Below are 22072 nucleotides of genomic sequence, written 5' to 3' on the forward strand. Positions count from 1 at the left end.
TTATTATCGAGCATGTCGTATATGTAACTTCTCGATTTGATATAAATTATCGCCATTTTCAGCACTTACCTTTTGATTTTATTAATTATTTTTAACCTTCATGCTATAAAAACTACAAAGAGTTACAAAAGCAAAAGGAGACCTGACTTTAACGATACTTATCCGCTTTCTATTAAAAACTATGTGAAAAATATTTTCCACAATTAAATTAACAACTTAGCGTTTATGGGAAAAACAAAGCGAGATATCAAAAATTTACATAATAGGAAGTGATATTGGCAATATATTAAAAAGTGAATTATACCTGTATTTATGTACAGTTTTTGGTTTGGGAGGAATTATTATGCCAAAATCACCTTTTATAGAATCTATACGATTTATTTTGCGGACTAAAAGGTATAGCTTGAAAACAGAAAAGGCTTATCTTCACTGGATTCGACGATTTATTTATTTCAACGGAAAGCGTCATCCTAAAGATATGGGGGAGTTGGAGGTTGAGCAGTTTTTAACACATCTTGCTATAACACTAAAAGTCTCACCATCGACTCAAAATCAAGCTTTGTGCGCCGTTATTTTTATGTATCGGCATGTGCTAGAAAAGGACTTAACCAACATAAATTTTACGTTTGCTAAGACACCTGTTCGAGTGCCTGAAGTATTAAGTCATTGTGATGCAATTGCTATAATCGATAAGTTACGAGGAGTTCATCATACTATTGGCACACTTATGTACGGTGGAGGATTTCGCATATCAGAGGTGTTGAGGTTACGTATAAAAGACTTTGATTTTGACCGAAACACTATTTTTATTTTTCGTTCAAAAGGCCAAAAAGACCGCGTAACTATGTTTCCAGAATTAGCCAAGACTGATATTTTTAAACAAATTCAAAAAGTAGAGAGTATCCATCAAAAAGATATGGATGAAGGGTGTGGGTTGTCTTCACTTCCACCTTCTCTAATTCGTAAGTACGGAAAAGCGGCAACTAACTTATCTTGGCAATATATATTTCCTTCAACCACACGATGTGTTCACCCTTACGATGGTTATATATGTCGCCACCACCTTCATCAAACTGGATTTCGTAAGGGGTTAAAAAAAGCAGTGCAAGAGGCGGGTGTTTTGAAGCGAGTTACCTCACATACCTTTCGGCATAGTTTCGCAACGCGATTACTTGAAACAGGGCATGACATCAGAGTAGTACAAGAGTTATTGGGGCATGATGATGTTAAAACCACGCAAATTTATACCCACGTCTTGGGTAAGCATAAATCCGGTGCAATTAGCCCTATGGATTCTCGGTGAAGTATCAACTGTATTAGTATGCCGCTTTAGACACACTATAGAATGTCTCCAATGTCTGATCGGCATACATTTCTATAGTTAGCTATTGTTTATTTAGTATCTAGGTCTATCCCAATATCTATTTTTATAAACCCACTTTTTAAGAAAGTGACATTTGTCATAGCGAACTAGTGACAATAGACAATATTGTCATTTGAGTAAGAGACGTAAAGTTAAGCCTCAAATCATTTAGGGGATAACCATGAAACTTACTACTCTTTTAACCTTATGCTGCATCTGTTTAGTTAAGCCATTACTCGTTAGTGCACAAAGTGCAAGTTCTGTCACTCAGGTTAACCAAACATACCAAGCATTTAATGTCTCGGTTGTAGGCAGCGGTCAACCTATTGTTTTAATTCCAGGTGTTTCTTCTTCGGCGGCGGTTTGGAAGCGTACTATTGAGGCATTGTCTGACAGGTATCAATTGCATGCCTTATCATTGGCGGGATTTGCTGGGGTGAAACCCGCAGCACCAAGATTGGTTGGCGCTAATTATCTTGAATTTCAAAAAAATGCGATTGCAGAATATATTCGTGTAAATCAGTTAGAAGAGGTTGTGATTATTGGTCACTCGTTAGGGGGAACCTTAGGTTTGTGGTTAGCTACCGAGCAGCACCCACAAATATCTGCGGTAATTAACATTGATGGCTTACCAGCCTTGGGTGCCTTACTTGGCAGTCAGCAAGCTTCGAGTAGTGATGCGCCTCGTTCATTTGATCCTAAAAGTATGGTGAAGTCTATGGCCAATAATGAGGCTTGGCATGAGCAAATGCTTAAAGACATGATGACGTCGGACCCTATGACATCAGGGCGCGCTTTTGGTGAACTGATGCAACTTGATATTAGAGATGATCTTAGTCAAATTGAGTACCCAGTGCTTACCATAGGCGCACCTGCCCAGGCTGCACCTTATGCAAGTTTTGAAGCAGCCAAAAACAACTACTTGACCCAACTGGCAAACATACCTGAAAAATTCAAGCATATGGCTTATGCAAAAACGGCTAAACATTTTGTTATGGCAGACGAACCTGAATGGATGATTGAGCAAATAGAGTTATTTCTTAAAGTGAATTAAACGCCCCAAATAACATAACGCTAAGTTTTATACTTAGCGTTTTGTTATTTGGTTATCGGCTTTGAATTACCTGTGGGGCAGGTTTGGTTGATATCGGAAAGGTTGAATTGCCGCACGTTGGATTAAAATAAACTAACATCAGTTATTCGCTTTTATTGTTTGGGTGAACATAAACATACTTATACTTATACTACGTCAATCTGCTCTACCAAAAAGTCAACGAATGCTCTGATTCTGAGAGGGAGTATTCCGCCTTGGCCAACGTAAACTGCGTAGATGCTTTCGGTGTAACGATTAGTAAAGCTATCCATTAAAATTTTTAACTTTCCTGATTCGATGTCGTCTTTAACCTGAAAGTAAGCCAACCTGCCAATACCTGTGCCTGAAAGTACCAAATCTCGTAAGGAGTCTCCATCACTTACTTTTATATTGCCATTAGGTGAAACTGTAAGTTCTTTATTTTCAATATGAAACGGCCACTCACGTACTGAACGCAAAAATGTAAAGCTCAGCAGGTTATGATTTGTATAGTCCTCTATACATTTAGGCTCTCCATAATGTTTTAGATATTCTGGTGAGGCAACAACGACCATTCGAGATGTACCAAGCATTCGAGATATCAAACTAGAATCCTGAAGTTTTCCTGATCTGATAGCAATATCTGTACGTTCCTCAAGCAAGTTTACAACTTGGTCTGTTAGCTCTATGTCTAAGGTAACATCTGGGTATTTTTCCAGAAACTTAGGAAGTAATGGGAGAATGTACTTTTTACCAAAGGGTATATTGCAGTTAACTCTAATTCTTCCCGTTGGTGATTTTTGCAGACAAACTAATTGCTCTGCTTCATTTAAATCAGCAATTATTCGTACGCCACGTTCATAGAATGTACAGCCTTCACTGGTCAACTCAAGAGACCGAGTAGAACGATTAAATAGTCTGGCTCCTAGTCTTTGCTCTAGCCTTGTTATGGTCTTGCTGATCGATGACGGAGTTAAGTTTAGGTGCCGTGCAGCAGCTGAGAAACTACCTTGCTCTACAACCTTTACAAAAGTTTCTAGTTCAGCTGACCTATTGTATTCACCCTTTGCCACTCTTTACCTCATCTGTGAATATAAAGAACAAATCATATTCCATGATGAATATTTTTCACAGTGATTAAATCGGGATAATAGCTATTTAAACTACATCTAGAGATATTATCCATGAATAAAAATGTAAACATAAACTTAAGCCGGATTATTGGTGCAATTATTTTATCAGTGAATTCCCCCACATTATTTGGGCAGGAACACTTGAATACTGAATTCGTCACAACATGGACAGCAAGCCCTCAAGCAGTTTGGGATGACAGTTTTATATTTCCTCCCAATATACCAAAACTACTAGAGGATCAAACCGTTCGACAAGCCATAAAAGTAAGCCTAGGTGGAGATAAGATACAAATTGAGTTATCCAATGCGCATGGTGATTCTGCGGTTAACTTAAGGAGCGTTACGGTTGGGATACCAATTTCAAGTGAGCATTCTTATGCACTGAATAAAATCGTAAACGTTACTTTTGACGGTAAGCAATCTGCCACTATTTTACCGGGCTCTTCCTTGCTAAGTGATGAGTTAACACTTGCTGTAGACGATCTGTCAGAGCTAGTTATTTCTTTTTATATTCCTGACCGAGTTAAAGTTGAAACATTTCATTGGGATGGCCGACAGACTAACTACATTGCAAGTGGCAATCAAGCACAGTCGCAAAATCTGAGTGGAGAGCTTTACGAAACGACAGCTCGTTTATTTGTTAGTGGTATATATGTTGGGCGCCAAGGAGCCACAACTTTAGCGGTTATCGGTGATTCAATTACTGATGGAGCCACTGCAAGCTTGAATAAAAATGCTCGATGGACAGACTTTCTGGCAAAGCGCCTTAAGCCACTGGATATGGCAGTAATTAATGCGGGTATTTCTGGAGCCAGATTACTCTCAGATGGAATGGGGAGTAACGCTATTAGCAGATTACAACGCGATGTTTTGTCAAAACCTGGGGTTAGCTCACTGATTGTACTCTTGGGTATCAATGATATTTCTTGGCCAGGTACTCTGTTCGCGCCTGATCAGGAATTGCCTGATATAGAACAATTGAAGGCTGGTTTAATTCAGCTGGTTAAACAGGCAAATTTACAAGGAGTTAGTGTTATTGGTGCGACACTCCCTCCTTTTGAGGGAGCACTGCAGGACACACCAATTAAACATTATTACAGTGATGCAAAAAACCAATTACGGTTAACGCTAAATGATTGGATTAAGAATAGTTTAGCCTTTGATGAGGTTATTGATTTCGATAGTATTTTGCGGGATCCCAAGGATTTTAATCGCATAAATCCAGCATATGACTCCGGTGACCATCTTCACCCTGGAGATGCGGGAAACAAAGCCATGGCTTATGGGATTGAAATCAAAAAGCTAAATGCTACTTCTCAAAAGAAAGTGAAATATCAAACTAAGAGGGGTAACTAAATGCTTTTTACCCCATACAAAGGAAATGGTTTCTCACTCCCTAATCGAATAGTTATGCCCCCAATGACGAGAGCAAGAGCAGGAAGTGGTAATGTTGCTACTTCATTAATGGCTGAGTATTACGCTCAAAGGGCTTCCGCGGGATTAATTATTTCGGAAGGTACGCAAATTAGTCAACAAGGGCAGGGCTATGCTTGGACTCCCGGAATATATACTTCCGAACAGGTAGAAGGTTGGAAGCTAGTCACTCAAGCTATCCACAATGCAGGCGGCAGAGTGTATGCCCAACTTTGGCATGTCGGCCGTGTATCACATTTTTCATTACAGCCTAATAATGCTTTACCCATTTCGTCATCGGCACTTCAAGCAAAAGGCGTGAAGGTATTTATAGATCCTGATAGTAATGGCCCTGAAAACGGAGTCGGTCAGATGGTTCAACATTCAATGCCACGAGCAATGTCTGTAAATGAAGTAGATTTAGTAATAGAGGAGTTTAGGCTAGGGGCAAGAAACGCAAAGCTAGCCGGATTTAACGGTGTAGAGCTACATGCTGCAAACGGCTACCTAATTAACCAATTTATTGATTCTGGATCTAACATTAGACATGACCAGTATGGCGGTAATCTTGAAAATCGCCTGCGTTTTTTAAAAGAGGTAGTGATAGCTGTAAAATCTGAGCTCCCTATTGAAAATATAGGGATCAGAATAGCGCCACTTACAAAGTTGCAAGGAACAGAAGATAAAACTCCCGAAGCAACCTACTTAGCTGTAGCGAATCTTTTAGACAAACTAGGTGTTGGTTACATACATGTAGCTGAGGCTGATTGGGAAGATGCCCCAATTATGACAAACGGATTTAAGGAGGCGCTACGATTAATCTTTGGGGGAACGTTGATTTACTCAGGTAAATATAATTTGCAAAAAGCACAAATAGCACTGCAAAATAATTGGGCCGATCTTATTGGGTTCGGTCGGCCTTTTATTGCTAACCCTGACTTACCGTTTAAGCTTGCTCACGGGGTGCCTTTAACTGAGCCCATAAGTGAGCATTTTTTTGGAGGTACCAGAATCGGATATACAGACTACCCTAAAGTCGCTCATTATAATTTATCAGGCAAAATATAATAAGTACGGTAGTGCTAATCTAGTGATTAAGCATGTCCTTCAATTTCTGCCTTCAGAAAATCTACGAAAATACGCACTTTTGACGGTAAGTAAGCGCGGCTTGGGTAAACTAACCAAGCTGCGGTATCAAAGTCTGTTGCAGTACATTGGTAATCCGGAAACAAATCGATAAGTAAGCCATTGTTAATTTCATCACGGCATAACCAGTCTGGTAGCAGCGCAGGTCCGAGCCCTGATATGGCACAGGCTGTCATTGTAAGTCCATGGGATACTAGTAGATGCCCTGAAACAGGCACTTTAATATCGACATTGGATTGGTTGCGAAATTTCCAAGAGCTACGATACCCAGGCATTGAAAATAACAGACAATCAAGGTTTTCTAGGTCACTAGGGTGAGAAGGGGCTCCCAGCTTTTTAACGTAAGCAGGGCTTGCACAAACGTGAAATCGCCTTGGTACGAGTTTGCTTGATACAAAATCGCCTTCGGGGCGTTTTCCAAATCGTACGGCAATATCTATATTCTCTTCAACAAGATCAACATGATGATCCATTAAAACCAGATCTAAGGTTAAATTAGGGTACTGACTTCGCAATTTGGGGAGAATAGGGGCTAAAACTCGTTGCCCGAATGAGGTACAGGCTGTTACTCGTAATGTGCCCGTTGGAAGACTAACTAGGTCTAATGCGGCTTCACTTGCGCGGTCAAATTCGCCAATTAGGTTTTGGACACGCTGATAATATTCATTGCCAGCTTCAGTTGGAGACAGCTTTCGTGTTGTTCTTTGAAACAAGCGGAATCCGAGTTGCGACTCTAGGCCTGATATTGAACGTGAAATAGACGAGGGGTCCATATTACGTTGACGGGCTGCTGCGGCAAAACTACCATGTTTCATTACCTCAACAAAAACTCTAACTGAGTCGAAATCCATTCGTGCGCTCCATACATTAAAGTCATGAGTATACAGGCGTTTATCTAAGCAGCAACAGTGGTTAACATCATTCATCTTGAATAGGTGTTGTATTTGCTTTGTGCTTTCAATTATTAAGGAAAAATATTATGGCGCTTCAATTTTATTCTGACTTTTTTAAATCTACTGCTGACGTACTCGAAGATGTGATCAAAAACGATACTTGGCCAACTACATTTGTATCTGGGCCTTCCGAAGGCCTTCATGTTCATTGGCATTTAGACGAAGTACATGCCTATATTATGGAAGGTGAAACTGACTTTTTAGATGCAAAAAGTGGGATTAGAACACCAGTTAAGGCAGGTGATAAAATAGTAGTGCCTGCTAGAACATTACATGCCGAAGGAGCTGTTTTGAAACGGGTTGTGTATATTTTAGCACTGCCACAACCTTTGCCTCCCGAAGAGTTTCTTGCCATGCATGAGCCGGATACACTAAATTGAGAAGCACTTTAAATTGATTTCGCCCCCAAATAGGTAAAACTAAGGGCTTAACCAAAAGCATTGCATAGGCTAACTAGAACCTTTATTGTTTTTACTCAATATCAAGGAAGGTCTGGCCCATGAAAACGAATGTTTACCTATTTTTACTTATTTGTTTGTTCAGTGTTTCTACTCAGAGCTTTGAAAAAGCCAAACTTGATCAATATCTAGATGTCTTAGACACAAACCAAAAGGCAATGCTTAGTTTAGCCATTGTAAAAGACGGCAAGCCTGCTTATCAAAGGTCTATCGGCTATACAGATGTTGCAAGTAAGCAACAAGCCAACAAAGATACCCAATATCACATTGGCTCAATCACCAAAGTGTTTACCTCTACTATGATTTTTCAATTGATTGATGAAGGTAGGCTTTCACTAGATACCAAGTTGGCAAGCTATTATCCTAAGGTCAAAAATGCCGACAAAGTTACTATCTCTATGTTGTTAAACCATAGAAGTGGTATTTTTAATTTCACCAATGCAAAAGACTACTCAGAGTATATGGAGCAAGGTAAAACTAAAGCTGAAATGGTCAACCTGATCGAGGAGTTAGGTAGTGATTTTGAGCCTGACAGTAAAGCTAGCTATTCAAATAGTGCCTATGTACTGCTGGGTTTTATTATAGAAGATGTCACTCAAGACTCATACGCAAGTCAACTGCAAAACCGTATTACGGCTAGGTTGAACCTTAAGAGAACCATGTTCGCCGGACCTATTGACGTTAAAGCTAACCAAGCCAAATCTTATACTTATGAGTCTGAATATTGGGTGCCCGCTACCCAGACAGATATGAGTATTCCCTTTAGTGCTGGCGCGATTATTTCAACGCCTTCAGAAGTAGGCCTGTTTTTAACTGGGCTTTTTAACGGTAAGTTAATTTCTGCCAATTCATTAGATAAAATGAAAGAGATTAATCAAGGCTATGGACGAGGATTGTTTAAGTTTCCGTTTTACGAAAAAGAGATTTATGGCCATACCGGTGGAATAGATGGCTTTGTGTCACAAGCCGGTTATTTTCCAGCCGATAATGTAGCTTTTACACTCACTTCAAATGGTTTGAATTACAAACTGAACGACATCAGTATTGGTCTGTTAAGTATTTATTATGGCCGACCTTTTGATATACCTGATTTTACTCAAAAGCCGATTAGCCTTTCAGAAAAAAATCTCCTTAAGTATGAAGGGGTGTTTTCTTCTAATGACATTCCCCTTAAAATCACTTTAACGTTTCGTGAAGGTCAGCTCACTGCTCAAGCTACAGGGCAAGGTCCCCTCAACCTCACACCATTTTCAATTTCAGAGTTTCGTTTTGAACCAGCTGGAATTGTGATGCTTTTTGGTACGGATGGCGACAAGATTGATTACACTAAGTTTCGACTTAAGCAGGGTGGAGGTAATTATAAATTTACTAAAGAATAATAAATTTTTTACGGAGTGAAGTATTGCACAATCTAGATTTATTCGCTGAGCCAGAGTCCACACCTATTAATGTGATTGATTACGATGGGCTGGTGGAATACCACGGATTGCTTATTCCTGCTCAAGAGGCTAATCAATACTTTGATGCTTTACTTCAAAAAATAGAGTGGCAGAGTGACCAAGCTAATATTTTTGGAAAACAGATTTTAACTAAGCGAAAGGTGGCTTGGTATGGTGATAAACCCTTTAGTTATACCTATTCGAATTCTACAAAAATGGCGCTGCCTTGGATTGATGAACTAGTCACACTCAAAGGTATTGTTGAAGACAAAACTGGCACTAAATTCAACTCTTGTTTGCTCAACCTATATCACACTGGTGAAGAGGGCATGGCTTGGCACAGTGATGGTGAAAAAGACTTACTTAAAAACGGTGCTATTGGCTCGTTAAGCTTTGGTGCAGAGCGTAAGTTCTCTTTTAAACATAAGCGCACTCAAAAAACGCTATCGGTATCATTGCAACATGGCAGTTTGCTTGTGATGAAAGGGGAAACCCAAAGCCACTGGTTACATAGATTACCCCCTACTAAAAAAGTAGACACCCCTAGGGTGAATCTAACCTTTAGAACCATTGATGGGAGTCAAACAAGATTATAAGTGGTTTTTTAACTAAGATGACTTAGAGTTTTGATTTGATACAAGCTAAAAGCTTATAAAGCCTTTAGCTTGATTGGGTTAATGCTGGTTAATGAGAAGGAAGAGTAAAGTAATAGGTAACATCCAAACCTACTCTCCTATATACCAATGACCTTTATTCACAAGCAAAGTTAATAATGGAGCGAATTCTGGGTGTTGGCCGCCATGGTCGGCTAAAAACTCTTCAGTAATAAATGGCTTTGATAAAAAATTTTTCACTAATTCAGCTGATTCGATTGGGCCGGAGTATGCTTCGCCTAATATGTAAAATGTAAAGTTATCTTCTCCATGTTTATCACTATTACCTGGTTCAACGAATAATGGCTTTATTCCTGGGGCTCGGTAAAAGTATTCGCCATTTTGTAACATTTCCATCATGGCTTGCTCAGAAAACTCTTCGATTTGTTGGTTTGACTCGTCTCCTGCTTTTTTATTGTCACTTAAGAATATCGGTAGCCACTTTTCAAATGCTTCACCTTGCAAGGTTTCGGCAAGTAAAGCTTTAAACTGAGCTACTTCTTGTTGTTTGATTTCCCCCGAGAATTTGCGGGGTGATAATGCTCGATCTTTGAAGCGTTTGCTAAGTAGATTGTTATCTATGGCGTAATCTGCGAAAGACGATAGCATTTCTTGTTGTGAGGGAGCTCTAAAGCCTACTGAATAATTCATACATGGCTCTAGTGCTACGCCATTATGAGGATGATTGGCTGGAATATAAATAATATCACCAGGGTTGAGTACCTCATCTATGACGGGCGTAAACCCTGTAATTTGAGACAAATCACAATGAGGCCTTACCGCCTCGTATTGATCAGGTAGGCCTACTTGCCAACGTCTACTGCCTTTACCTTGAATGATAAATACATCGTATTGGTCAAGATGAGGGCCAACACCAGCTCCTGCATTAGAGTAACTAACCATAAGGTCATCCATACGCCATACAGGGATAAAATCAAAGGTATTCATTAGGCTATCGGCGGCCGGTACATAATGATCAACAGACTGTACAAGGAGGCTCCACTGGCCTAAACAATGACTATTAATGTCGTCATAAGGGCCGTGAGCAACTGTCCATTTGCCATTATGATTACTGACAATACGAGAGTCTACTGAGTCTTCTTCAGTTAAACCTGCAAGCTCATGCTCATCGATTGGATCTTCAAAATCCGTCAATCCTTGGCGAATTAAAAGTGGTTTTTTTTGCCAGTATTCTTTAAGAAAAACGTCTGTATTTATATTTTGTAATCTGTACATCTTTATCCAATTTATTGTTTGCGACCCGTAAGCCAGTATGTGGTGACTGGGCCAATACCTTTTACGTTAATTTTGCCACGCATAGTAAAATCAAATGAACTGCTTGTTAGTTTATAGGTGGATTCTGTGATCTGAATTTTATTTGATTGGCCGTGGCTTTCCATTCTTGAAGCTAAGTTTACCGCTTCTCCCCACATGTCGTAACTAAATTTACTTTTTCCGATGATGCCAGCGACGACTTCTCCGCAACCAATGCCTATTCGTAGACCTATGTCGAGATTTTGAGCTTTGCAAATACGTTTAAATTCGTGTTGCATGTCTAATGCACAATAACAACATTGAATAGCATGCTGTGCGGTTGCAACGGGCAGCCCCCCAGCAGCCATATAGCCATCGCCACTGGTTTTTATTTTTTCTAATCCGTATTTAATGGACAACTCATCAAAACGACAAAATATTTCGTTTAAAATTTTGAACAATTGCTGTGGCGTACGTTTTTTACAAAGAGGAGTGAAGTCTTGAATGTCTGCAAATAAAATACTGGCTTGTGCAAAATAGTCTGCAATGGGCTCATTTGAGTTTTTTAATCTTTGGGCAATGGTATTTGGCAATATATTTAATAGTAGTTGTTCAGATCGCTTACGCTCATGGGCGAGCTTTTTCCAACTTTTACTGACATTTTTCTGAATGTGATAGCTACATAAAATGCTAGCTAGGGCTAATAGACAGGCGCTTGCAAACTTAAAGCTTTGTTGCGCTGCGTCGTAATTTTGTTGCAAATAAATTTGATAGTAAGTTTCTGTAAAAAGGAACAAGCCACAAAATAGTATTGAAAAACTCCATTTATAAGTGCTCTCTCGTTCGGTGAAAAAGAACGGACAACAAATTACCGCAAGCAAATAGAAAAAGTGAATATATAAATCTAGCTCCCATAATACGCAGGTAGTAATTAGGTTAGTGATATAAACAGTGATTAACCACATTTTAGCGGCTAGATACCAAGCATTATGATTGAGTATGGGTACCCAAATTAGTGAAGAAATAGTTAAGCAGGTAATGAGTAATTGAAGTGCTCCTTGACCTTGCCAAAACCAGATGGCGCTGGGTATTTGTAATACAGATACCAAAATTACAATAAAGGCAATAATATTGGTTATGCGAACAGGAGTGAAATATTCATTTGGGTAACGAGCAATGCCTGCCCAAACCCATAGCTTTAAGAAACGTCTTAACATTTTTAAATCCTTTTAAAAATCAGAGTGAGTAGTTAAGCTCTAATAGAGATTAAGTATAGTTCACTCCAATTTTTATAAAGGATTTAAGGTGAGTTTATTTCTCTAGTTGTTCAACAAACTCAATAGCACGGCCAATATAGTTTGCTGGAGTAAGAGCTTTTAATTGCGCTTTAGCCACATCTGGTAATGCTAGAGTATCTACAAACTCAGCCATAATTTGTTGATTCACTTTTTTGCCACGGGTTAACTCTTTAAGCTTTTCGTATGGTTTTTCAATACCGTAACGACGCATCACTGTTTGTACAGGCTCTGCTAGTAATTCCCAGTTATCATCAAGTTCATCTAATAAACTTTGTTCGTTAACTTGTAGCTTGCTGATCCCTTTGAGAGAGGCTTGGTAGGCGATAACCGAATAGCCTACACCTACACCTAAGTTTCTAAGTACGGTGGAGTCGGTTAAATCTCGCTGCCATCTAGAAACTGGAAGTTTAGTGGCTAAATGCCCAAACATCGCATTTGCTAGCCCTAAATTACCTTCAGAGTTTTCAAAGTCTATAGGGTTGACTTTATGTGGCATGGTAGAAGAGCCAATTTCACCAGCGATAGTTTTTTGCTTAAAGTGACCTAATGCAATGTAACCCCAAACATCACGATCAAAATCTAGCAATATAGTGTTAAAACGCGCAATAGCATCAAACAATTCTGCAATATAATCGTGTGGTTCAATTTGGGTAGTGAAAGCGTTCCAGGTTACACCTAGGCTGGTAACAAACTCGTCTGCAAAATTATGCCAATCAAACTCTGGGTAGGCAGATAGGTGAGCATTGTAGTTACCAACCGCACCATTGATTTTACCGAGAATACTGACACTGGCGATTTGATCTCGCTGGCGTTGTAGGCGGATCATCACGTTTGCCATTTCTTTACCCATAGTAGTGGGGGAAGCTGGCTGACCGTGGGTTCTTGCCATCATCGGCATAGACTTCAATTCAAAGGCTAAACGTTTAAGTTCTGCAATGAGTTTGTCGCAATAAGGTAAAACCACTTCGCCACGGGCTTCTGTGAGCATCAAGGCGTGAGATAAATTATTGATGTCTTCAGAGGTACAAGCAAAGTGAATAAATTCATTGATGGCGTGTAGTTCTGCGTTGTCAGCTACTTGTTCTTTAAGGAAGTATTCTACGGCTTTTACATCGTGATTAGTGGTGCGTTCGATGTCTTTGATACGGGCGGCATCTTGTTCGCTAAAGTCACTTACTATTGCGTCTAATAATGTATTGGCTTCAGTACTGAAAGCAGGGACTTCTTGAATTTCAGGGGTGGCTGCTAATTTTTGTAACCAGCGCACTTCAACAACAACGCGATATTTTAGTAAACCAAATTCACTAAAAATGTCTCTTAATTCAGCTGTTTTACTTCCATAACGGCCATCTATGGGGGATACAGCAGTTAGTGCAGATAACTCCATGAAACTCTCCTAATTGAGTGTGCTTATTTGGTTTAAAGTGTGTTTAGCGCTGTTTAAAATTTGTGTTCTATTTAACAATATTTGTCTGCGTTTACCGCCTACTTGCCGCCATAATACCGCGGATCTTACACCTGCTAGTAATGCGGCTCTTACCCGGTGCTGACATTCTGGACGCTGTAATATTTTAGGATCGCCCGCTACTTGAATTTTTCGCGAAATCGGACTGATGACATCTGAATATATACTGTCTAAATTACTTAGCATTTGGCCATCTGATAAATCTAAATGTGATTTTTGGCGTTGAATATTGGCAATACGCTCACCCAATACAGCCATTGTTTTTTTATTAGAACTGAGCTTGCGTTCTATGGATAACAAGTTAGCAATATATCGAGTGACTTCAACATCTTTGACTTTTGATTGATTACCTAGCTGCTTAAGAATGGTTTCGTAGCCCAGTTTCAATTGTTTTATATCACCAAATACTTGCTCAGTACTTTCGCTTTCAGTTACCGAAATACTATTCAATGATGTATTTAAGGCTTGTTCGCTGTAATCAGCCCCTCGGGCGATTTGTTTTACTAGGGCTGCAGCTTGGCATACACCGGCAAGTGCAATATTACTTTCATAAAAGCGCATGTTTTGTTTATTACTCATTAACGAATGTAGTTCTCTATAATGCCGCCACCTAAGCAAACGGCGTCTTGATAAAATACTGCTGACTGTCCTGGCGTAACTGCTTTTTGAGGCTCATCGAATTCAACCAGTATAGTGCCGTCTTCTTTAGGAGTGACTAAGCAAGGGATATCTTGTTGGCGATAACGAGTTTTGACCGCGCATTTAATTGCTTCTTGTGGTCCTAAGCGGTCAACCCAATGTAGTTGGTTGGCTACCAAACCCTTAGAGTAAAGCCTTGGATGATTAGCACCTTGTCCTACAATTAACACATTACGCTGTACGTCTTTATCAACCACATACCAAGGATCTTCACCAAACTCTTTCATGCCGCCAATAAGTAAACCCTTACGCTGGCCTAGAGTGTGATACATCAAACCATCATGTTTACCAATTACTTGGCCTTCGGCTGTCTCTATTTCACCGGGCTGTGCCGGTAAATATTGCGCTAAAAAGTCTTTGAATTTGCGTTCACCGATAAAACAAATTCCGGTGCTGTCTTTTTTATCGTGGGTCACTAAGTCTTGCGCAAGGGCAATTTCTCGGACTTTCGGTTTTTCTAAATGCCCAATCGGGAATAAAGTTTGTGCTACATGCTTTTCAGCTAAGGTATATAAAAAATAACTTTGATCTTTGTTGCCATCTAAGCCACGAAGCATTTGCCACTTACCCGATTCGTTGGAGCGCTGCACATAATGCCCAGTGGCGATATAATCAGCGTTAAGCTCTTCAGCGGCAAACTCTAGAAAGGCCTTAAATTTAATTTCTTTGTTGCACATTATATCGGGGTTAGGTGTCCGTCCCGCTTTGTATTCTTCTAAAAAATACTCAAATACATTGTCCCAATATTCAGCTGCGAAGTTGATGGTGTGTAAGGTCATTCCGAGTTTATCAGCTACCGCTTGTGCATCTTTTAAGTCGTCTGCTGCTGCACAGTACTCATCATTGTCGTCTTCTTCCCAGTTTTTCATAAACAAGCCTTCGACTTGATAGCCTTGTTGTTTAAGAAGATAAGCCGAAACCGAAGAGTCAACCCCACCAGACATTCCAACCACGACTTTAATTCGGCTGTTATCTTGAGTTTGATCTGTTGATTGAGATTGTTGGGTCATATGCAGAAAATGTATTGTTGTGTGCTAAAAAATGGAGCCGAAGTTTACCAGTTCTAATATGGGAAAGCATTAGCTTAATAAGTGGTTCTAAGTATATTCAATCGTTGAGAGTAATATATCGAGAGATTGAGGTTTCGCAATTCAAGATTGAAACCTCAATAAGGGTACTGTTAATGCTTTTTAAGTTCATTTTGCACCTTTTCTTAAAAACATATATAAAAGAGTCACATAACGATTAAATACAATTTATTAGTAACGTTATGGTGGAGTTATTTGGCTAAGTAAGTGGACTTAAGTACCTAGAAAGCAGGAGTATTATTAATGAGTGAAAACCTATTTACACCGCCAGAGTCAAAGTTGGTGGATGAAACCCAAAGTAACCTTGAATCAGTTCTAGCGTCTCGATGGAGAAGATTAGGGGCATCGCTTATAGATTCGTTTATTATGATGTTGTTTGTTATACCTATTATGTACTTTTTTGGTTGGTTTGAGTTCATCACAAATGGCGAAGATCCACCCTTCATGTATTCAATAGGTATGGGGCTAATGGGGATCCTATTTTTTATTCTGCTCAACTTTAAATTACTAATAAAAAATGGACAAACTATCGGTAAAAAGCTGTTAAATATAAAAATAGTCGATATGAACGGTAATCAAGCTGATTTAAAAAAACATTTATTAAAAAGGTACGGGACATACTTTATTCCTAACCAAGTTCCTATTGCTGGAGGTATTTTTCAATTGATTAATATATTGTTTATTTTCAGAAAGGATAAAAGATGTATTCATGATCTAGCGGGAGGAACACAAGTCGTGTATTGCTAGTAAATCAAAGTGTGATGACAAACGTAGGTTTTTAGTTGTCGCACTTTATCTATCCTTTGAAAGCGTATTATTCTAGTTTTTGATTAAATTAATTGTCCTCCTCTCTATTTTCATTTCACCCATAAATTTTAGTTGTTAGCAATATTATCCACTTTTAAATATAACCTTCATAAATCTTTTATCTTTCTGTTACATAACCTAAATAAAATTCCTTTTTTCAATATTTACAGGAAGTTAATCATGTTCAAAAAAGAAATGGCGTCGTTAAGTATTTTAGCCTTATTAGCCTCTTGTTCTGGGGATGATGGGTCTGATGGTGTGAATGGTAATGATGGCTTAAATAGTTTACTCAACCATGAAACACTTGTATTTGGAGATAGTGAATGTTCTTTCGGTGGTTTTAGAATCAATTCAGGCTTAGATGCTGATTCAGATGGTGCTTTATCTGATAATGAAGTTAATAATACAAGCTACGATTGTGAAGCTAATACTGTTGGCTCTGAAGGAGCTATTTTACCTTATTCTGTTTTACGAAATGATATAGAAGATGGTGCCAAGCAAGGTGCTTATTTTGAAATTCGTAACGGTGGTTATGGGTCAGATATGGTTAAACACCCAACTAATGCTAGTCAGTTTTACGCATTAACTGATCGTGGACCTAACGCTGTTTATACTGGTGAGCATGGTACAGGAAAGATATTTCCTGTTGCTGACTATACCCCTCGTATAGGATTATTTGAAATTCAAGATAATGGGGATGTAAAAAAACTTGAAGATATTTTATTGAAGCGTCCAGATGGCTCTTTAATCACTGGTTTGCCTAATAGTTCTTCTCTCGGGGGAACCGGTGAAACACCTTATGCTGTATTGGATGATGGTACAATTGAAGTGCTGCGTGAAGACATGAGCCTAGCTTATGATGAAACGAGTAACCCAATTAAACTAGATGATTATGGTTTAGATGGTGAGGGCTTGGTTGCTTTGTCTGATGGCACATTTTGGGTGAGTGATGAATACGGCCCACATATGGTACATTTTGACGCAGATGGAGTTGAGATTGAGCGTATAAATGCATTTACTGATGATGCTCGCGTTACATTTAACTTACCGGCTGAATTTGCTAATCGACGTGCTAATCGCGGTATGGAAGGTTTAGCAGTTACCCCAGATGAGAAAACCCTAGTGGGCATTATGCAGTCTACTATGTATAACCCTAGCAGTGCTGTGAAAGCATTGGACCTTGTGCGTATTGTAACTATTGACTTAGAAACAGGTAATGTATCTCAATTTTTGTATCAACAAGAAAAAACACAAAATTCTCAATCTGGAATCTTCGCATTAAGTGCTACTGAGTTTGTCGTTATTGAGCGTGATGGAGCCTTTTTTGCCTCAGATGTTGATGCCATGAAACACCTGTATAAGATAGATATTAGTGACGCTACGGATCTTGAAACAATAACTGACTCTGGTGCTTGGGTGCAAGATGAAGTACTTGGATTAACGAAGAATGGACTAACTATTGAGGAAGTAGTACTTAACGAAAGTTGGGATGGGTTAACTAATATTACGCCTGTAACTAAGACTTTTCTTGTAGATTTAGTCGCTGAAGTTCAATACCCCCATGACAAGCTTGAAGGTATGTGGTTTATTAATGAGTCTACCATTGGCGTAATAAATGATGATGATTTTGCTACATGGTCTACTAGCAGAGTACTAGAGCAAAAATATTTAGATGCGGGCCAAACTGACATTGACAGTAATACTCTATATATTATTGAAGATTTAGATCTTGTACTTTATTTATAAGGCTTTTAATTAAGATTAAGGCCATTTAATTGTACATTTTCACATTGCATATCTTAGGGGAGAGCGTAAGTTATGCAGTGTGATACTTCTAAAGCTCTATATATTCACCATTAGCAATTCCATCTATAGTCCAATTGCCAATACGATAGCGTATTAACCTAAGGGTTGGGTAACCAATATGAGCTGTCATACGTCTTACCTGGCGATTTTTGCCCTCCGAAATGGTGATAGATAACCAACTGGTGGGCTTGTTTTGTCGAAATCTTACTGGCGGATTACGAGGCCAAAGGGAAGGTTCCTCTATTTGCTCTACTTTTGCCGGCCGTGTCATTCCATCCTTCAATTCGACGCCATTTCTTAATTTTTCTATTTCTGATTGTTCAGGTTGACCTTCAACCTGTACCCAGTAGGTCTTACTAGTTTTGTGTTTTGGTGAAGCAAGCCTGTTTTGTAGTTTACCGTCATTCGTTAATACCAGTAATCCTTCGCTGTCTTTATCTAATCTGCCAGCAGCATAGATATCAGGGATCGGAATAAAGTCTTTTAGAGTTTGCCTGCCATCTTGGTCGGTAAATTGTGTTAACACATTGAAAGGCTTATTAAATAATACAACTTTTTTAGGTGCGTTAGATTCAGGTAGATTAGCTTTATTTTTATTGTGGTTGTGAGAGTAAAACGGGTTAGTCATAGTAAGCTATAAAATAAAAGTATTATAAAAAATGCACTGATAGGTAGATGGAAGTGTGATTTACAGAATATAATATGCAAGCAAAACTTGTATTTATTTAATTTACCCATATATATTTTGCTGTCTAATTTACGTTAGATAATTTTAAAACTTCGGTAAATAACACCAGTTCATAGTGCCACACTGTAGTGGATTAAAGAGTTTTGTTAATACTCTTCGAATATGGATTGTCAGTGCGTTACCATAACCATGAGGCTCATAATGACGATTTCTAAGTCAAAAATTATATACACTAAAACAGACGAAGCGCCGGCTCTAGCTACTTATTCATTACTTCCTATCATTCGTAGCTTCACATCAAGTGCAGGTATTGAGGTTGAATTAAGTGATATTTCATTAGCAGCGCGTATTTTGTCATCTTTTAGTGATGTTTTGCCGGCAGAACAACAAGTATCTGATGCTTTAGCTGAATTAGGTGCATTGACTCAAGATGCTGCAACTAACATTATTAAGTTGCCTAACGTAAGTGCTTCAATTCCACAGTTGAAAGCTGCTATTAAAGAATTACAAGGTAAAGGTTTTGCTTTACCAGAGTTTCCTGAAGACCCGCAAACTGATGAAGAAAAAGATATAAAAGCTCGTTATAGCAAAGTATTGGGTAGTGCAGTAAACCCAGTATTACGTGAAGGTAACTCTGATCGCCGTGCACCTGTAGCAGTAAAAAATTATGCAAAAGCTAATCCCCATTCAATGGGAGAGTGGAGTCAAGCCTCACAAACTCATGTTGCACATATGCATGAAGGCGATTTTTACTCTGGTGAAAAATCAGTCACTGTGGAAAAAGCAGGGCATGTCAAAATAGAATTCACGGATACTGCTGGTAATGTCACAGTATTAAAGCCTAAAGTTGAATTATTGGCTGGTGAAGTAATTGATGGAATGTGCATGAGCAAAAAAGCTTTATGTGCGTTTTTTGAAAAAGAAATTGAAGATGCTAAAAACACTGGTGTTTTGTTTTCATTGCATGTGAAAGCTACCATGATGAAAGTGTCTCACCCAATTGTTTTTGGTCATTGTGTAAAAGTATTCTACAAAGATCTATTTAATAAGCACCAAGCATTGTTTGATGAATTAGGTGTTAACCCAAATAATGGTTTGGGTAGTGTTTATGACAAAATTTCAACACTTCCTGAGTCTCAACGTACTGAAATCGAAAAAGATATCAATGCTTGTTATGCTGATCGTCCTCCTATTGCAATGGTAAATTCTGATAAAGGTATTTCTAATCTGCATGTACCAAGCGATGTAATTGTAGATGCTTCTATGCCAGCAATGATCAGAAGCTCTGGTCAAATGTGGGGACCTGATGGAAAGTTACATGATACTAAGGCCGTTATTCCTGAAAGTACTTATGCAACTATTTATCAAGAAACCATTAATTTCTGTAAAACTCATGGGGCATTTGACCCGACTACTATGGGCACAGTACCCAACGTTGGTTTGATGGCTCAAAAAGCAGAAGAATACGGCTCTCATGATAAAACTTTTGAAATGGTCGCTGATGGTAAAGTACAGGTTATCGACCAAGATGGTACTGTTTTAATTGAACACCCTGTTGAAGAAGGTGATATTTGGAGAATGTGTCAAGCCAAAGATGCACCTATCCGTGACTGGGTGAAATTGGCTGTAAATCGTGCTCGTCAATCTGGTATGCCAACAGTATTTTGGTTAGATGATGAACGTGCCCATGATGCTCAACTAATCCTTAAGGTTAACAAATATCTTAAAGAACATGATACTGACGGCCTTGATATTTCAATTATGGCTCCTGTCCGTGCAATACGTTTTACTATGGAGCGAGCGATTCGCGGGTTGGATACCATTTCTGTAACAGGTAACGTTTTACGTGATTACCTGACTGATTTGTTCCCTATTTTAGAATTGGGTACAAGTGCAAAAATGCTTTCTATCGTGCCATTAATGGCTGGTGGCGGATTGTTTGAAACTGGTGCAGGTGGTTCAGCGCCTAAGCATGTTCAACAATTTGTTGAAGAGGGGCATTTACGTTGGGATTCATTAGGTGAGTTTTTGGCTTTGGCCGTATCTCTTGAAGATTTAGCGCTTAAAAATGATAACGCTAAAGCTAAAATTTTAGCGAGCACCTTAGATATCGCCACAGAAAAGTTATTAACTGAAGGTAAATCTCCGCTGCGTAAAGCGGGTCAATTAGATAATAGAGGTAGTCATTTCTATCTTGCTATGTTCTGGGCTGAAGCGTTAGCGAATCAAACTGAAGATCAAGAGTTGAATGCTAAATTTAAACCTTTATTCGAGACTTTATCTGCTAATGAAGATAAAATTTTAGCTGAGATCGATGCAACTCAAGGCAAAGCTGCAGATATTGGTGGGTATTACTTGCCGGATGAAGCTTTGGTAACCAAAGCTATGTGCCCGAGTGAAACACTAAACGCTGCACTTTCTTAATATGAATAGTAATACGCTTTATACTTTATAGAGTGTGTTTTGCTGGTATAAAAAAGCAGACGTTAGTCTGCTTTTTTATTACGAGTGATTCGTTGAGCTGTTAAAGCTCGGTGATCATCTATCGTTCTGGCTCCCCACTGAAATCTATGTTTTCAGCATGTAAGCCTTTAGGCCCCTGTTGCACCTCGTACTTGACTTCTTGTCCTGCTTTTAACGAGCGGTAACCTTCCATCTGTATCGTCGAGTAATGAGCGAAAATATCTTCTCCGCCATCATCAGGTACAATAAAGCCAAACCCTTTTGCATTGTTGAACCATTTTACTTTGCCGACTGCCATGCTTCTGCTTCCTTAAATCCCTTGAACTAATACCACTTTGACCCCACACTTACTATGAAGGGGGGAGACGTGTTAACTACTCAATATAACCGCCCAATTAAAATGTAGGTTTTTTAAGCTGTTTTTGTCAAGTCGAATTTTTAATTTTAGATAATGAAAATAGGCTAAAACCAAGGTAGTTGCTAAACATTGAGATTTTATCTGTAATTTTTGGACCAAATAATTAAGTTATGAGTAAAGATAATACTATAGATATAGAACGCCAAAAAAGCAGGGAAGAGCAAAGAAAGAAAGCGGCTCCACCACCCATGTACAAAGTGATTCTTAATAATGATGACTACACACCAATGGACTTTGTCGTTGATGTGTTGATGCGCTTTTTTAACCTAGAGGGAGAAAAGGCACAACAAATAATGTTAACGGTGCACTACCAAGGCAGAGCAGTTTGTGGCATATATACAGCAGAGATAGCTGAAACGAAAGTAATGCAGGTCAGTAGGTACGCTAAAGAAAATCAACATCCATTAATGTGTACTATGGAACAAGCATGATAGTGACGTTAACAAATCTATCTTA

20 protein-coding genes are annotated in these 22072 nt (G+C 38.9%); 11 read left to right on the forward strand and 9 right to left on the reverse strand.

Features of this window, described 5'->3' with window-relative positions:
* The first annotated feature begins 343 nt into the window (after positions 1 to 343).
* Positions 344 to 1303: an integron integrase gene (locus tag EOK74_RS12060; RefSeq protein ID WP_133470275.1), complete on the forward strand. Its 960-nt coding sequence runs from the start codon at positions 344 to 346 to the stop codon at positions 1301 to 1303.
* Positions 1304 to 1544: 241 nt separating this feature from the next.
* Complete coding sequence (locus EOK74_RS12065) at positions 1545 to 2417, forward strand: alpha/beta fold hydrolase (protein WP_133470276.1); 873 nt, start codon at positions 1545 to 1547, stop codon at positions 2415 to 2417.
* 185 nt (positions 2418 to 2602) lie between these two features.
* Here EOK74_RS12065 and EOK74_RS12070 read toward each other — a convergent pair whose 3' ends face one another.
* Complete coding sequence (locus EOK74_RS12070) at positions 2603 to 3508, reverse strand: LysR family transcriptional regulator (protein WP_133470277.1); 906 nt, start codon at positions 3506 to 3508, stop codon at positions 2603 to 2605.
* Between the two features lie 111 nt (positions 3509 to 3619).
* On the opposite strand from EOK74_RS12070, the gene EOK74_RS12075 reads away from it, so the two are divergent.
* Both EOK74_RS12075 and EOK74_RS12080 read left to right on the forward strand, forming a co-directional pair.
* Complete coding sequence (locus tag EOK74_RS12075; RefSeq protein WP_133470278.1) at positions 3620 to 4924, forward strand: SGNH/GDSL hydrolase family protein; 1305 nt, start codon at positions 3620 to 3622, stop codon at positions 4922 to 4924.
* On the forward strand, positions 4925 to 6049 hold the full coding sequence (locus tag EOK74_RS12080) for an alkene reductase (RefSeq protein WP_133470279.1): 1125 nt from the start codon (positions 4925 to 4927) through the stop codon (positions 6047 to 6049). It begins immediately after the preceding gene.
* A gap of 26 nt (positions 6050 to 6075) precedes the next feature.
* Here the strand turns inward: EOK74_RS12080 and EOK74_RS12085 are convergent, their stop codons facing one another.
* A complete protein-coding gene (locus EOK74_RS12085; RefSeq protein ID WP_133470280.1) occupies positions 6076 to 6978 on the reverse strand; it encodes a LysR family transcriptional regulator in 903 nt (300 codons plus the stop codon).
* A gap of 128 nt (positions 6979 to 7106) precedes the next feature.
* Here EOK74_RS12085 and EOK74_RS12090 point away from each other — a divergent pair, with 128 nt between their 5' ends.
* The 3 genes from EOK74_RS12090 (at position 7107) to EOK74_RS12100 (ending at position 9573) form a co-directional block, all read left to right on the forward strand.
* Positions 7107 to 7460: a hypothetical protein gene (locus EOK74_RS12090; protein WP_133470281.1), complete on the forward strand. Its 354-nt coding sequence runs from the start codon at positions 7107 to 7109 to the stop codon at positions 7458 to 7460.
* Positions 7461 to 7579: 119 nt separating this feature from the next.
* Positions 7580 to 8917 (forward strand): serine hydrolase domain-containing protein, encoded by a 1338-nt coding sequence (locus EOK74_RS12095; RefSeq protein WP_133470282.1) that lies wholly within the window; start codon positions 7580 to 7582, stop codon positions 8915 to 8917.
* 23 nt (positions 8918 to 8940) lie between these two features.
* Positions 8941 to 9573 carry an alpha-ketoglutarate-dependent dioxygenase AlkB family protein gene (locus tag EOK74_RS12100; protein WP_133470283.1) on the forward strand — a complete coding sequence of 211 codons (633 nt, stop codon included), beginning with the start codon at positions 8941 to 8943 and terminating at the stop codon, positions 9571 to 9573.
* A 129-nt stretch (positions 9574 to 9702) separates the two neighbouring features.
* Here EOK74_RS12100 and EOK74_RS12105 read toward each other — a convergent pair whose 3' ends face one another.
* The 5 genes from EOK74_RS12105 to mnmA all read right to left on the reverse strand — a co-directional run bounded on the left by EOK74_RS12105 (position 9703) and on the right by mnmA (position 15356).
* Positions 9703 to 10866: a cupin domain-containing protein gene (locus tag EOK74_RS12105; RefSeq protein ID WP_133470284.1), complete on the reverse strand. Its 1164-nt coding sequence runs from the start codon at positions 10864 to 10866 to the stop codon at positions 9703 to 9705.
* A gap of 11 nt (positions 10867 to 10877) precedes the next feature.
* Positions 10878 to 12101 (reverse strand): adenylate/guanylate cyclase domain-containing protein, encoded by a 1224-nt coding sequence (locus EOK74_RS12110; RefSeq protein ID WP_133470285.1) that lies wholly within the window; start codon positions 12099 to 12101, stop codon positions 10878 to 10880.
* Positions 12102 to 12195: 94 nt separating this feature from the next.
* Entirely contained in the window at positions 12196 to 13569 is a 1374-nt protein-coding gene (gene purB / locus EOK74_RS12115; protein ID WP_133470286.1) for an adenylosuccinate lyase, read from the reverse strand.
* A gap of 9 nt (positions 13570 to 13578) precedes the next feature.
* Positions 13579 to 14226: a high frequency lysogenization protein HflD gene (gene hflD / locus EOK74_RS12120; RefSeq protein ID WP_133470287.1), complete on the reverse strand. Its 648-nt coding sequence runs from the start codon at positions 14224 to 14226 to the stop codon at positions 13579 to 13581.
* Complete coding sequence (gene mnmA, locus EOK74_RS12125) at positions 14226 to 15356, reverse strand: tRNA 2-thiouridine(34) synthase MnmA (RefSeq protein WP_133470288.1); 1131 nt, start codon at positions 15354 to 15356, stop codon at positions 14226 to 14228. The genes hflD and mnmA overlap by 1 nt, the downstream gene beginning before the upstream one ends.
* Positions 15357 to 15677: 321 nt before the next feature.
* Between mnmA and EOK74_RS12130 the strand changes: the two genes are divergently transcribed.
* Complete coding sequence (locus EOK74_RS12130) at positions 15678 to 16181, forward strand: RDD family protein (RefSeq protein WP_133470289.1); 504 nt, start codon at positions 15678 to 15680, stop codon at positions 16179 to 16181.
* 240 nt (positions 16182 to 16421) lie between these two features.
* Positions 16422 to 17987: an esterase-like activity of phytase family protein gene (locus EOK74_RS12135; RefSeq protein ID WP_133470290.1), complete on the forward strand. Its 1566-nt coding sequence runs from the start codon at positions 16422 to 16424 to the stop codon at positions 17985 to 17987.
* An 88-nt stretch (positions 17988 to 18075) separates the two neighbouring features.
* Here the strand turns inward: EOK74_RS12135 and EOK74_RS12140 are convergent, their stop codons facing one another.
* Positions 18076 to 18675: a pseudouridine synthase gene (locus EOK74_RS12140; RefSeq protein WP_133470291.1), complete on the reverse strand. Its 600-nt coding sequence runs from the start codon at positions 18673 to 18675 to the stop codon at positions 18076 to 18078.
* A gap of 261 nt (positions 18676 to 18936) precedes the next feature.
* Here EOK74_RS12140 and EOK74_RS12145 point away from each other — a divergent pair, with 261 nt between their 5' ends.
* Positions 18937 to 21159 carry an NADP-dependent isocitrate dehydrogenase gene (locus EOK74_RS12145; RefSeq protein WP_133470292.1) on the forward strand — a complete coding sequence of 741 codons (2223 nt, stop codon included), beginning with the start codon at positions 18937 to 18939 and terminating at the stop codon, positions 21157 to 21159.
* Between the two features lie 118 nt (positions 21160 to 21277).
* On the opposite strand, the gene cspD is transcribed toward EOK74_RS12145, so the two are convergent.
* Entirely contained in the window at positions 21278 to 21496 is a 219-nt protein-coding gene (gene cspD, locus EOK74_RS12150) for a cold shock domain-containing protein CspD (protein ID WP_133470293.1), read from the reverse strand.
* A 230-nt stretch (positions 21497 to 21726) separates the two neighbouring features.
* On the opposite strand from cspD, the gene clpS reads away from it, so the two are divergent.
* Positions 21727 to 22047, forward strand: coding sequence for an ATP-dependent Clp protease adapter ClpS (gene clpS, locus EOK74_RS12155; RefSeq protein WP_133470294.1), 321 nt, complete (start codon positions 21727 to 21729; stop codon positions 22045 to 22047).
* Positions 22048 to 22072 lie beyond the last annotated feature (25 nt).

It is taken from the genome of Paraglaciecola marina (genome assembly GCF_004360155.1).
Taxonomy (GTDB): domain Bacteria; phylum Pseudomonadota; class Gammaproteobacteria; order Enterobacterales; family Alteromonadaceae; genus Paraglaciecola; species Paraglaciecola marina.

Bases quoted from the DNA above. Each gene is read 5' to 3' on its own strand.
- EOK74_RS12060 (WP_133470275.1), top strand. From the start codon at position 344: ATGCCAAAATCACCTTTTATAGAATCTATACGATTTATTTTGCGGACT.
- EOK74_RS12065 (WP_133470276.1), top strand. From the start codon at position 1,545: ATGAAACTTACTACTCTTTTAACCTTATGCTGCATCTGTTTAGTTAAG.
- EOK74_RS12075 (WP_133470278.1), top strand. From the start codon at position 3,620: ATGAATAAAAATGTAAACATAAACTTAAGCCGGATTATTGGTGCAATT.
- EOK74_RS12080 (WP_133470279.1), top strand. From the start codon at position 4,925: ATGCTTTTTACCCCATACAAAGGAAATGGTTTCTCACTCCCTAATCGA.
- EOK74_RS12085 (WP_133470280.1), bottom strand. From the start codon at position 6,978: ATGGATTTCGACTCAGTTAGAGTTTTTGTTGAGGTAATGAAACATGGT.
- EOK74_RS12090 (WP_133470281.1), top strand. From the start codon at position 7,107: ATGGCGCTTCAATTTTATTCTGACTTTTTTAAATCTACTGCTGACGTA.
- EOK74_RS12095 (WP_133470282.1), top strand. From the start codon at position 7,580: ATGAAAACGAATGTTTACCTATTTTTACTTATTTGTTTGTTCAGTGTT.
- EOK74_RS12105 (WP_133470284.1), bottom strand. From the start codon at position 10,866: ATGTACAGATTACAAAATATAAATACAGACGTTTTTCTTAAAGAATAC.
- EOK74_RS12110 (WP_133470285.1), bottom strand. From the start codon at position 12,101: ATGTTAAGACGTTTCTTAAAGCTATGGGTTTGGGCAGGCATTGCTCGT.
- purB (WP_133470286.1), bottom strand. From the start codon at position 13,569: ATGGAGTTATCTGCACTAACTGCTGTATCCCCCATAGATGGCCGTTAT.
- hflD (WP_133470287.1), bottom strand. From the start codon at position 14,226: ATGAGTAATAAACAAAACATGCGCTTTTATGAAAGTAATATTGCACTT.
- mnmA (WP_133470288.1), bottom strand. From the start codon at position 15,356: ATGACCCAACAATCTCAATCAACAGATCAAACTCAAGATAACAGCCGA.
- EOK74_RS12130 (WP_133470289.1), top strand. From the start codon at position 15,678: ATGAGTGAAAACCTATTTACACCGCCAGAGTCAAAGTTGGTGGATGAA.
- EOK74_RS12135 (WP_133470290.1), top strand. From the start codon at position 16,422: ATGTTCAAAAAAGAAATGGCGTCGTTAAGTATTTTAGCCTTATTAGCC.
- EOK74_RS12140 (WP_133470291.1), bottom strand. From the start codon at position 18,675: ATGACTAACCCGTTTTACTCTCACAACCACAATAAAAATAAAGCTAAT.
- EOK74_RS12145 (WP_133470292.1), top strand. From the start codon at position 18,937: ATGACGATTTCTAAGTCAAAAATTATATACACTAAAACAGACGAAGCG.
- cspD (WP_133470293.1), bottom strand. From the start codon at position 21,496: ATGGCAGTCGGCAAAGTAAAATGGTTCAACAATGCAAAAGGGTTTGGC.
- clpS (WP_133470294.1), top strand. From the start codon at position 21,727: ATGAGTAAAGATAATACTATAGATATAGAACGCCAAAAAAGCAGGGAA.